The 11,616-nt window shown below is 32.7% G+C and carries 11 protein-coding genes; 7 read left to right on the forward strand and 4 right to left on the reverse strand.

Going from position 1 to position 11,616, the window contains the following annotated elements; translation table 11 throughout:
- Positions 1–111: 111 nt before the first annotated feature.
- The gene (locus tag E0W69_RS10375) at positions 112–507 is read right to left on the reverse strand and encodes an NUDIX hydrolase (RefSeq protein WP_131329992.1); all 396 of its coding nucleotides are present in this window, start codon (positions 505–507) and stop codon (positions 112–114) included.
- Positions 508–545: 38 nt separating this feature from the next.
- Positions 546–2,957 (reverse strand): endopeptidase La, encoded by a 2,412-nt coding sequence (gene lon, locus E0W69_RS10380; RefSeq protein WP_131329993.1) that lies wholly within the window; start codon positions 2,955–2,957, stop codon positions 546–548.
- Positions 2,958–3,077: 120 nt separating this feature from the next.
- Between lon and E0W69_RS10385 the strand changes: the two genes are divergently transcribed.
- Genes E0W69_RS10385 through E0W69_RS10395 form a run of 3 tightly spaced genes read left to right on the forward strand, consistent with a single transcriptional unit; the run spans position 3,078 to position 6,590 of the window.
- A complete protein-coding gene (locus E0W69_RS10385; RefSeq protein ID WP_225321228.1) occupies positions 3,078–3,848 on the forward strand; it encodes an RsmE family RNA methyltransferase in 771 nt (256 codons plus the stop codon).
- A 16-nt stretch (positions 3,849–3,864) separates the two neighbouring features.
- Complete coding sequence (locus tag E0W69_RS10390; protein ID WP_131329994.1) at positions 3,865–5,493, forward strand: L,D-transpeptidase family protein; 1,629 nt, start codon at positions 3,865–3,867, stop codon at positions 5,491–5,493.
- A gap of 50 nt (positions 5,494–5,543) precedes the next feature.
- On the forward strand, positions 5,544–6,590 hold the full coding sequence (locus E0W69_RS10395; RefSeq protein ID WP_131329995.1) for an NAD(P)-dependent alcohol dehydrogenase: 1,047 nt from the start codon (positions 5,544–5,546) through the stop codon (positions 6,588–6,590).
- Between the two features lie 51 nt (positions 6,591–6,641).
- Here E0W69_RS10395 and E0W69_RS10400 read toward each other — a convergent pair whose 3' ends face one another.
- Positions 6,642–7,622, reverse strand: a complete 981-nt coding sequence (locus E0W69_RS10400; protein WP_131329996.1) for a glycosyltransferase family 9 protein — start codon at positions 7,620–7,622, stop codon at positions 6,642–6,644.
- A 55-nt stretch (positions 7,623–7,677) separates the two neighbouring features.
- Here E0W69_RS10400 and E0W69_RS10405 point away from each other — a divergent pair, with 55 nt between their 5' ends.
- Both E0W69_RS10405 and E0W69_RS20850 read left to right on the forward strand, forming a co-directional pair.
- Complete coding sequence (locus tag E0W69_RS10405) at positions 7,678–7,881, forward strand: GNAT family N-acetyltransferase (RefSeq protein WP_131329997.1); 204 nt, start codon at positions 7,678–7,680, stop codon at positions 7,879–7,881.
- A complete protein-coding gene (locus E0W69_RS20850) occupies positions 7,875–8,201 on the forward strand; it encodes a GNAT family N-acetyltransferase (protein WP_131331945.1) in 327 nt (108 codons plus the stop codon). Before E0W69_RS10405 ends, E0W69_RS20850 begins: the two co-directional genes overlap by 7 nt.
- Positions 8,202–8,568: 367 nt before the next feature.
- On the opposite strand, the gene E0W69_RS10415 is transcribed toward E0W69_RS20850, so the two are convergent.
- A complete protein-coding gene (locus E0W69_RS10415; RefSeq protein ID WP_131329998.1) occupies positions 8,569–9,477 on the reverse strand; it encodes a nucleotidyltransferase family protein in 909 nt (302 codons plus the stop codon).
- A 191-nt stretch (positions 9,478–9,668) separates the two neighbouring features.
- Between E0W69_RS10415 and E0W69_RS10420 the strand changes: the two genes are divergently transcribed.
- Both E0W69_RS10420 and glmM read left to right on the forward strand, forming a co-directional pair.
- Entirely contained in the window at positions 9,669–10,088 is a 420-nt protein-coding gene (locus E0W69_RS10420) for a T9SS type A sorting domain-containing protein (protein ID WP_131329999.1), read from the forward strand.
- 103 nt (positions 10,089–10,191) lie between these two features.
- On the forward strand, positions 10,192–11,577 hold the full coding sequence (glmM, locus tag E0W69_RS10425) for a phosphoglucosamine mutase (RefSeq protein ID WP_131330000.1): 1,386 nt from the start codon (positions 10,192–10,194) through the stop codon (positions 11,575–11,577).
- Positions 11,578–11,616 lie beyond the last annotated feature (39 nt).

Consider the following 11,616-nt stretch of genomic DNA (forward strand, 5'->3'; position numbering starts at 1 on the left):
GAAAGTTTCTTAATTAGAACGAATATAAATAATTTCACTAATGAAAGTTAGTTTTTTAATTATATTTTTATTTATTTGATATAGGGCAATTAAGCCCTCGATTAGTAGAGTTTATTTTTCATTTAACATTTCAAAAGCTATTAACACACCTTCAACTTGTGCTGACTGTAATAAATACTCTTCTTTGGAAAAATATTTAGCATCCAAAATTTCATGGGAAGGTTGTATTTCCATTGATAAGTCATATTCGAAACATTCTTGTTCCATTCTGATATCTTTTGCTTCTCCATAAGCCCAAGCTGAAATATGCCCGAAATATCTTAATTGACTTTTATCCAAATCAAAATTAAGCTCTTCTTTAATTTCACGTATCAAGCCATCTTCTGGAGTTTCGCCTTCGTCCAATTTACCACCAGGCAGATACCACGCATTTTTATTTTTACTAAATGCCAAAAGTAATTTTCCTTCTTTTACACTGATTAATGCAACGGTTGGTAATATTTTCATATTTATAAAAAAGACCAACATTTCGTTGGTCTTTTAATTTAAAGATTTACTGCAATTTTCAAAACCTCTTTCATTTCCTTGACGAAATGAAACTTCAAACCTTTAATATATTCTGGTTCGATTTCATTGATATCTTTTTCATTTTGCACACAAAGAATGATTTCTTTCAATCCAGCTCTTTTTGCTGCCAAAATCTTCTCTTTAATTCCTCCAACAGGCAAAACCTGACCACGCAATGTAATTTCACCCGTCATAGCTAAGTAAGGTCGAATCCTCTTACCCGAAAACGCAGAAGCCAATGCACTCAACATCGTAATACCTGCACTCGGACCATCTTTTGGCGTAGCACCTTCTGGTACATGTATGTGAATAGTTTTCTTTTCAAATAAAGTTGGATCGATTCCGATTTCTTTGGCATGTGCTTTCAAATAAGTTAATGCCGTAATCGCACTTTCTTTCATTACATCACCCAAATTACCTGTTAATTTCAGCTCTCCTTTACCATCGCTCAACAAAGTTTCTATAAATAAAATATCACCACCCACATAAGTCCAAGCCAATCCAACAGCTACACCTGGCATGTGTGCAACTTTATATAGATCGTTGGAATAAATCTCCGGCCCTAAAATCGTTGCAACATCTTCCGCTTTGATTGTCGGTGCAATCTCTCCATGAATAGCATATTCTTTTGCCATTTTGCGCATCACAGAAGCGAGTTGACGATCCAATTCACGTACACCGCTTTCACGTGTATAAGATTGAATTATTTTTTCTAAAACTTTGTCGCTTAGACGCAAAGGCACTTTTTTCAAACCATGTGCTTCTTTTTCTTTTGGAACAAGGAACTGTTTGGCAATTTGAACCTTTTCTTCAATTGCGTATCCACTCAAATCAATTATTTCCAAACGATCTCTCAACGCGGGTTGAATTTCTTTCAAACTATTTGCGGTAGCGATGAATAATACTTTGCTTAAATCATAATCCAATTCCAAATAATTGTCGTAGAAATTATTGTTTTGCTCTGGATCCAAAACTTCTAACATCGCAGAGGATGGATCTCCTTTGTAATCAGAACCCAATTTATCTATTTCATCCAAAATCATTACTGGATTGGAAGATTTAACTTTAGCTAAATTTTGTAAAATACGTCCTGGCATCGCACCGATATAGGTTTTACGATGTCCTCTGATTTCACTTTCATCGTGTACACCACCCAAACTCACTCTCGTATATTTGCGACCGATTGCCTTGGCGATACTTTTACCCAAAGAAGTTTTACCAATCCCTGGAGGTCCGACAAAACATAAAATAGGGCTTTTCAAATCCCCTTTCAATTTCAATACAGCCAAATATTCTAATATTCTTTCTTTGATTTTTTTCATACCAAAATGATCTTTATCCAAAACCTTTTGCGCATGATCCAAATCGTAATTATCTTCTGTCACTTCATTCCACGGAAGATTAAGCAAAAGATCAATATGATTATAAATCACGGAATAATCTGGCGTGGCTGGATTCATTCTTTCCAACTTTTCAATATCGGCATTGAACATATCCTGAGCCGCTTGAGGCCATTTTTTCTCTTCCGCTCTTTTCTTTAATTGTTTTACTTCCTTGCCATTCGCATCACCGCCTTCCAACTCGTCTTTGATGCTTTTCAATTGTTGTTGTAAGAAATATTCGCGTTGTTGCTTATCAATTTCAATACGCGCTTTGTTCGTGACTTTATTTTTAAGTTCTACAAATTGTAATTCTTTTTGTAATAAAGCGACAAGCATTTCTGCTCTTTTCACGACATCATTTTCTTCCAACATCGCTTGCTTTTCACCCAATTCATTATTCAAATTGCTACTAACGAAATTGATCAAGAAGTTTGGGTTTTCGATATTTTTCAAAATTACCGAAGCTTCTTGTGGCATGTTTGGAGTCAATTGGATGATTTGCGCAGCGCTTTCTTTTACACTACTCAATAATGCATCGAAATGTTCCGAACTCTTCACATCCCCTTCTTCCAACAATTGAATATCTGCACGGAAATAAGGAATTTCTTGAGTGATCTTACCTAATTGAAAACGCTTTTTACCCTGAATAATAACCGTGGTGCCACCATCTGGCATTTTGATTAATTTGACAATCTTCGCAACCGTTCCGATGGGACAAAGATCCTCGGCAGTTGGATCTTCCACACTCAAATCTTTTTGTGCTAAAACGCCAATCAATTTATCGCCTTTGTAGGCATCATTTACCGCTTCAATACTTTTGTCACGACCTACAGTTATCGGAATTACGACACCAGGAAAAAGCACCGTATTTCTCAATGGAAGCAAACCAATATTATCTGGAATTACCAAGTCTTTATCTTGATCCATTTCATTCTCATTAATGGGAATAATCGGCAAAAAACCAGCATCTCCATTATCTTGATCTTCGAAAAATTTCTTTTTATACATATTATATCTTCTATTAACGACAGATTGTCATTAATTCCTTTCGTTTATATTTATTCTTATTGAGATACTCTATTGGGCAATTAAAATGCCAAAGGAAAATAGGCAAAGATTACTTACATAATGTCAGTCAAAGTATTAGAAAAACTGAAATATCTTCGCAATTCTAAAATATTGGACAAAATTATGCAACTTCCTTTTTTCTATGAACCAACTTGTAATACCGCAACAGAATATTTTACACTTTCAGAAGATACGAGTAAACATTGCATTCAAGTATTACGAATGAAAAAAAACGAACAAATTTTGTTGACGGATGGCATGGGTGTAAAAATCGTTGCTGCAATTAATTTGGAACATAAAAAACACACTGAAGTGCAGATTATTAGCAAAGAAATTATTCCAGCAAATGATAAAAAAACTTGTATCGCCATTGGAATATTGAAAAATAATGCACGATTTGAATGGTTCTTGGAAAAAGCAACAGAGTTAGGAATTTCAGAAATTATCCCCTTAATAACAGATAATACGGAAAAAGCGCATTTCAGATTGGATCGAATGAAAAACATCCTAATCGCCGCAATGTTGCAAAGTCAACAATACTATCTACCCATTATGGAAGAGCCTCAAATTTTTAAAAAATTTATCCAAATTCCGTTTTTGGGTCAAAAATTGATAGCTCATTGTGAAAATGGAGAAAAAGATTATTTGCCCGCTGTGTCCATTAGAGAAAATGTAAGATTATTAATAGGACCTGAAGGTGATTTTTCTCCAAATGAAATACAATTAGCAGAAGAAATTGGTTATCAATCTGTTAGTTTAGGCGAAAATCGTCTACGTACGGAAACCGCGGGAATCGTTGGGGTGACTTTTCTTCAGTTAAATCATTCTTAAATAATTGAAATACAAAATGATTAGACCTTTAAAAAACTATTTACTTTTAGCTATCGGGCTGACCGTTCTATTTTTAAGTTGTAAAGAAAAGGAAAAGAAAGAAGCGCCTGTAGCAGTTCAAGACACAAGCATTACAGAAAAAACATCCTTCAACAATATATTTATTGATAGCAATTTGATCAAACAATATGTAGCATCAGATAAAGCGCTATCCAGATTCCAAGAACCTTTTTTAAACTTTTATAAAGAAAGAAATTTTGAATCTGCATGGTTTGACAGCACTGGATTGATTGAACAAGCGGGTAATTTTATCAGTTTGATCAATAATTATATGGAGCAAAATCATGATAGTTCCTTATATGACAAGCGTTTATACGAATTATATGATGAATATAAAAACGCAAAAAATATTTCCAGCAAGCATTTAAATCCACATGATATTAATGCAGAATTGTATTTCACAGGATCATTTTTTAAATATACTTCCAAATTGTATGGCGGTTCCAATATTGATGCAACACAGATTGGATGGTTTATTCCAAGAAAAAAAATAGATTTAAAAAATCTATTAGATTCTTCTTTAAAAAGTGGAGGAAATGCGCAAGTATTCGATCAATTATTAAACCCTGCATACAAAAAACTCAATGAATATTTTCTCAAATATGCAGCTTTAAAAAAAGAGCACCCCGATTGGAATAATATTGTTGTGAATATCAACAAATTGCAATTAAATGATCAAAATCCAGCAATTCCGGAGATCAAAGAACGCTTAAGTTTATTAGAAGATCTTTCAGATAATGATGGTTCGGATGTTTTTGATGAAAATATGCAAGAGGCGGTTAAATCTTATCAAAATAGAATGGGGTTATCTGCAGATGGCGTCATCGGACCAGGATTTGTAAGATCTATCAATACTCCTTTAGATACTTTAATTCGTAAGATTTTGGTGAATTTGGAAAGAACGCGTTGGCTCCCTTCTACTTTACCAGAAACGTATATTTGGGTAAATATTCCTGAATACAAATTGCATGTGTATGAAAATGGCGAACCCAATTTTGATATGCGTGTAATCGTCGGTTCAGCAGCACACGGAACGGTAATTTTCACTGGCAATTTGAAGTATATAGTATTTGCACCTTATTGGAATGTGCCCATGAGTATTATTAAAAATGAAATCATTCCGGGCATCGCACGAGATCCAAATTATATCGCCAGTCATAATATGGAAATTACAGGATATAACAAAAAAGGCGAACCCGTAGATGTACGTCAAAAACCAGGTGAAAATAATGCACTAGGAACTGTAAAGTTCTTATTTCCAAATGATTACGATATTTATCTACATGATACACCCAATCATGATTTGTTTACCTCTTCCAACAGAGGCCTGAGCCATGGTTGTATTCGTTTATCTGATCCTCCCAAGATGGCAAGATTTTTATTGAGAAATGATTCTACAAGATATACTTCCAATAAAATTGATTCATTAATGCATAAGAATAAGGTGGAAACTTGGGTGACGGTTAAAAATCCAGTTCCAGTATATTTGGTATATTTTACTTCATGGGTCGATGATGATGGAAAATTGAATTTTAGAAATGACATATATGGACACGACAAAAAAGTAGCAGATAAACTATTTTAATATTTCCGTGTTAAATTTTGATACAATTACGAACAATAAACAAACATTAGATGATTACAACAAAAGGGTATGCAGCTAGTTCCGCTACAAGTGGATTAGCTCCATGGGAATTTGAAAGAAGAGAAGTCGGAGCAAAAGATGTATTAATTAAAATTTTATATAGTGGTATTTGCCACTCTGATATTCACCAAGTTAAGAGCGAATGGGCTCCTGCATTTTATCCCATCGTACCAGGTCATGAGATCATTGGAAAAATTGAAAAAGTAGGATCGGAAGTAACCAAATTTAAAGTTGGTGATCTTGCAGGTATTGGATGTATGGTTCGTTCTTGCGGCGAGTGTGAAAATTGCAAATCTGGCCAAGAACAATTTTGCTTGAAAGGAAAAACAGTTTGGACATACAATTCAAAAGATGCAGACGGCACCGTAACTTATGGTGGATATTCCAACCAAATTGTAGCAGATGAAAGTTTCGTTTTGCATATTTCAGATAAATTGGATATTTCCAAAGCTGCACCTCTTTTATGTGCAGGCGTAACAACTTATTCTCCTTTGAGTAGATGGAAAGTTGGCAAAGGACACAAATTAGGCGTTTTAGGTCTTGGCGGATTGGGACACATGGCGGTAAAATTTGGTGTAGCTTTTGGCGCGGAAGTTACCATGATAAGTCATTCCCCATCTAAAGAACAAGATGCCAAAAAATTAGGCGCACATAAGTTTTGCAATACGAATGATCCAGAGCAATTAAAAGCATTGGATGGTTATTTTGATTTTATTATTGACACGGTTTCCGCACCACACGATTACAACATGTACTTGAAAATGTTGAAGGTAAATGGTGTACACATTTGTGTTGGCATTCCTCCTGTTCCGATGGAAATCATGGGAAGATCTTTGATGGGTGGTAATCGCGTATTGACAGCTTCAAGTATTGGAGGAATTCCCGAAACACAAGAAATGTTAGACTTCTGTGCGGAAAACCAAATACATCCTGAAGTGGAAATTGTACCAATTGATTATGTAAATAAAGCCTACGATAGAGTTTTAGCAAGTGATATAAAATATCGTTTTGTTATTGACATGTCAACTTTAAATTAAATGATTGTATCAGTCTGACAAAAAGCGATAAGGTTTTCCTTATCGCTTTTTTTAATTATTTAATTGAATTACAATTACTTCTACATCTTGCTTCATCATACATTTAAAATGCTTTTTGGGACAAGAATGATGTCCGATTTTACTACAAGGTCGACATTTTAAATCCTGTACTTGGCTTTCGAATGAAAATACTTTTTGAGCTCCGTAATAAGGATTCATTCCAAATTCCGGTACGGTATTTCCCCAAATAGATATAATTTTTTTATGAAAGGCAGCGGCAATATGCATCAAACCGGTATCATTTGAAATGATAAAATCTGCCATTTTAACCAAATAGGCACTTTGATTCAAATTAAATTGCCCACAAGTATTCCATATTTTATTGGGATATAGATAAGCCAACTCCTCACCTATTTTAGCATCTTCTTTTCCACCCAATAAAACAATTGGCTGTTGAATATTGTGACATAAATCTTTTAATTTATTGACAGGCAATTGTTTGGTTTCATAAGAAGCGCCAATAACTACGCCCACATATCCATTTTTACAAAAATCTGGGAACAAATTATTAGCTAAATGATCTTTTTCTGGAATAAAATAATCCAAACCTTTTCCATCATTTTTCACCCCCAAATGACCAACTGTAGCGAGATAACGATCAACAATATGAATTTTGGGTAAATGATTGATTTTAAATTTAGTAAGTAACCATTTTTGATAATTTAGTTTATCAAAGGAATGTGTATTTTTCACCTTTAATTTTCGCTTAATTCTCCAAGTACGCAGATTGTGATGCAGGTCAACGACCTCATCATATTCTTCCCATTTTAATTGAGTAATAATTTCTGGTAGATTATTTTCCAATAAGAAAACTTTATCTATAAATGGGTTATTTTGAATTATCCCCTTAAAATTACTTTTTGTCAAATAGTGGATTTCACAGCCATCCAATTGCTCTTTCAAACAGCGCATAACAGGTGTAGTTAAAACGATATCACCAATGGACGAAAAGCGAATGATCAAAATTTTCATTGAGGCAATATTAATTTCAATTTCATTAATAGCAAAAAAGTTTTATTTTAACTGTATGAAATATCAACCAAATCAATTCCTTATAGAAACAGAAAGGCTTAAATGGCGGCAATTTGAATTAGAGGATGCTGAATTTTTAATTGAATTATTTAATTGTAATGGTTGGATTGAAAATATCGGAGATCGAAGCATTTACACAAAACAAAATGCAGAAAATTATATAATCAATATACCTTTGGTTTTGGTGCTGTTATCTTAAAAGAAACGAATCAACCAATTGGTATGTGCGGCATTACGAAACGAGATTTTTTAGAATATCCGGATCTAGGATTTGCTTTTTTAGATGAATTTACTGGAAATGGATATGCTTTTGAAATCACAGCTAAAATGTGTCAGCAGTTACTTTTATCTCAATCTACAATTTCCCTCATTACAAACAATCACAATCTAGCCTCCATAAAATTGGCACATAAACTACAATTTCAATTCGTAAAAACATATTATGAACTCCACTTTCTAGCGGATATTTCTGTATTTATTTTATCAAATAATAAAAAATCATTGACAATAAATATTTGAAATTTAAAGATTTATTTTAATTTTACCTGCTAATGCACTTCTAAATGGTTTTGGTTATTTTAATATTAGTTTTGATACTATTGTTTTTAATTAAGATTGCTAATTTGAAAAAAATTGAAGGTGATAATTTTCAGTTTTCTGATTGTTTTAGAACAATAACAGAATTTAGGTCTTTAAAATATTTTATCAATTATTCTGCAAAAGAGCAAAACTTTATTCGTAGAGATAATATAATTAATGGATTTCTAATATTAAATATTATTGGAATTTTTGTATATATTCTTTTTGCCATAATTTAAAAATCCCCAATTAAAAAAAAGGGGATGTGTAGCTACGTGAGCTATAATTTATGCAAATTTTTAATATTTTATATATTCCAAAGATTATTGGGATACTTTCCTTCATTTATTAATTGTCCAATATTTTCCCTCACCAATGGCCCATCCTCTTTATATGTTACACCGAACCATTTGGAGGCAACAGGTAAAATTTTAATTTGTCCAATTTTATCTTGAATAAATTTATCCGCTACAGAAGGCATAAAAAATTCAGATTTTATATCTAAAATATTCTCGTCTAAAAAGTTAGCATATTCTTGAATACATAATTCTACAAAATTGCGATCAAAACAAAAGAAATTCATACTAACTAATGTATCACTATCCATTTCATGTTTGATATCATTTTCTTCATAGTAGATTTTGCCATTTTCCGGATAAATTTTTACTCGCTCTTGTATTTTTGCAATATTATTATTTCCATCTGCAGTAATTTCTCCCCTACTTACATAACCATTATCGCTAATCGTTTTTCCTAATCTAAATGCTACGGAACCATAAAGATTAGGTTGAATATGATTTGTTAAAAACTCAATACCTTTTTCAAATGCCTCATACCCATAAAAATCATCTGCATTTACAACAGCAAAAGCTCCATCAATTTGATCTGCGGCACAGATTATAGCCTGTGCAGTACCAAACGGCTTTTTCCTTTCCAACGGTAGTATATGCGATCCTAGATGGCTATGCAAATCTTGAAAGGCATATGAAATTTTGATCTTATTTTTAAGTTGTGGTTCAAACATTTCTTTGAATTCATCAAAAAAATCTTTTCTTATTATAAACACAACTTTTTTAAATCCTGCTTTAATAGCATCGTATAAAGCATAGTCAACGATGGTCTCTCCAGATGGACCGAAACGCTCCATCTGTTTTAAACTTCCGTATCTACTCGCTAATCCCGCAGCCAATACCACTAATATAGGTTCTTTTGTCATGATCGTTATTGATTAATTATAAAGCGAACCTATGAAATATTTTAAATTAAATAATTTAGATATTTATTATACAAATATCTAAATAACTGATTATCAACATATCAAACGATTGATTTAGGATAATTATAGCTTTAAATTATTTCTTACAAAATTTAATGTAAGTTTTTTACATTTGTACACAAACTGATTGAATGATTAGACTTTTACCCAGATGTTTTATTATAGCCTTATTTCTTTTGATTATTGGACTTTTCCCGTCCTTTAATGCAAATGGGAGATTTGCAATTGGGCAGTCTATTCATTCCGATACTATTTCATTGTTTAATTTATATGGAAAAAATTTGGAAAATATAGACGTAAAAAAATTCGTATCTAAACTTTATCCAAATCCTGCTAGCAATTATGTTATTATCGAATTTGATAGAACACTACCTACAAACACACATCTATTAGTTTACAGTTTTACTGGAAGTAAAATGGCAGACATTATGATTTCTAATTTAAAAGTTGATTTAAACTTGAGTAATTATTATAGAGGTTTATATTTATACCAACTTATAGCGACAACTGGAAAAATTCTCGAAAGCGGTAAATTTCAAGTTATTAAGTAAGTAAATCGTTATTTCAATTAATTTATTTTCAAGCAATCCATTGCATTAAAAAATAAAAATAGCTAAGCATTTTTTAGTTATGTTTGTTTAAATATTTCTCAAAATGGCATTGATAAAAAGCATTTCAGGTATTAGAGGAACAATTGGTGGTCAACCTGGAGATTCCTTATCTCCTTTAGATATTGTAAAATTTGCAGCGGCTTATGGTACATGGTTAAGAAAAAGAAATCCTGAAAACAAAAAAGTTGTCATCGGGCGTGATGGAAGGATCAGTGGTTCGGTTGTAAAAGACATAGTTATTCGCACCTTAAATATGGTAGGACTAGATGTTGTTGATTTAGATTTAAGCACGACTCCTACTGTGGAAATGGCTGTAAAATTTGAAAATGCGTCTGGTGGTATCATCATTACTGCGAGCCATAATCCCAAGGAATGGAATGCTTTAAAATTATTAAATGAAGAAGGTGAATTCCTTAGTGGAAAAGACGGTGAAGAACTTTTAGAATTAGTAGAAACAGAGGCTTACGTATTTGTCAATGTAGATAATCTTGGAAAATTGACACAGAATACGGATGCGATGGAAAAGCACATCGAAGCGGTAGTTAATTATCCATTGGTAAATAAATCCAAAATTGAAGCCAAAAACTTTAAAGTTGTGGTAGATGGAGTCAATAGCTCAGGTTCTATTTTCATTCCACAACTGCTTTTAGCACTTGGATTATTACCTGAAAATATTATAGTTTTAAATAAAGAGGTAACTGGAAAATTTGCACATAATCCAGAACCTCTTCCGGAGAATCTTCGCGAATTGTGTAATGAGGTTAACAAAAACAAAGCTAATCTCGGTATTGCTATTGATCCTGATGTAGACAGGCTTTGTTTTGTGTGTGAAGATGGATCTATGTTTGGTGAGGAATTCACATTAGTAGCAGTAGCAGATTATATTTTACAACATAAAAAAGGTCCGACTGTCAGCAATCTTTCCTCTACGCGTGCTTTGAGAGATGTAACCGAGAAGCATGGATGTGAATATTTTGCAAGCGCGGTGGGAGAAGTAAATGTTGTTGCTAAAATGAAAGAAGTACACGCGGTTATTGGCGGCGAAGGAAATGGAGGAATTATCGTTCCTGATTTTCACTATGGTCGCGATGCATTAATTGGTGTGGGTTTGTTTTTAAGTTTCCTTGCTGATAAAAAAAGTGCAAAACAATTAAGAGCGGAATATCCCAATTATTTCATTTCTAAGAATAAAATTGAATTAGATACAAAAGTCAATTTGCAAGATGTATTCGCACATATTTGTGATAAATATAAAAACAATAATATCAATAAAATTGATGGTTTGAAAATAGAATTTGATAAGGATTGGGTACACTTGAGACCAAGTAATACGGAACCAATCATAAGAATCTATGCAGAAAGTAATTTTGAAACTACCGCAAATAATATTGCGAAAAGAATAATGCAAGATATCAAAGAATGTATGTAAATATTACATCATAAATTGTGTAACTTTGCTCGTAAAATC

Source organism: Rhizosphaericola mali, assembly GCF_004337365.2.
Taxonomy (GTDB): domain Bacteria; phylum Bacteroidota; class Bacteroidia; order Chitinophagales; family Chitinophagaceae; genus Rhizosphaericola; species Rhizosphaericola mali.

What these genes read in the sequence shown, in the direction of transcription:
- E0W69_RS10375 (WP_131329992.1), bottom strand. Translation starts at nt 507, where the DNA reads ATGAAAATATTACCAACCGTTGCATTAATCAGTGTAAAAGAAGGAAAA.
- lon (WP_131329993.1), bottom strand. Translation starts at nt 2,957, where the DNA reads ATGTATAAAAAGAAATTTTTCGAAGATCAAGATAATGGAGATGCTGGT.
- E0W69_RS10385 (WP_225321228.1), top strand. Translation starts at nt 3,078, where the DNA reads ATGTCAGTCAAAGTATTAGAAAAACTGAAATATCTTCGCAATTCTAAA.
- E0W69_RS10390 (WP_131329994.1), top strand. Translation starts at nt 3,865, where the DNA reads ATGATTAGACCTTTAAAAAACTATTTACTTTTAGCTATCGGGCTGACC.
- E0W69_RS10395 (WP_131329995.1), top strand. Translation starts at nt 5,544, where the DNA reads ATGATTACAACAAAAGGGTATGCAGCTAGTTCCGCTACAAGTGGATTA.
- E0W69_RS10400 (WP_131329996.1), bottom strand. Translation starts at nt 7,622, where the DNA reads ATGAAAATTTTGATCATTCGCTTTTCGTCCATTGGTGATATCGTTTTA.
- E0W69_RS10405 (WP_131329997.1), top strand. Translation starts at nt 7,678, where the DNA reads ATGAAATATCAACCAAATCAATTCCTTATAGAAACAGAAAGGCTTAAA.
- E0W69_RS10415 (WP_131329998.1), bottom strand. Translation starts at nt 9,477, where the DNA reads ATGACAAAAGAACCTATATTAGTGGTATTGGCTGCGGGATTAGCGAGT.
- E0W69_RS10420 (WP_131329999.1), top strand. Translation starts at nt 9,669, where the DNA reads ATGATTAGACTTTTACCCAGATGTTTTATTATAGCCTTATTTCTTTTG.
- glmM (WP_131330000.1), top strand. Translation starts at nt 10,192, where the DNA reads ATGGCATTGATAAAAAGCATTTCAGGTATTAGAGGAACAATTGGTGGT.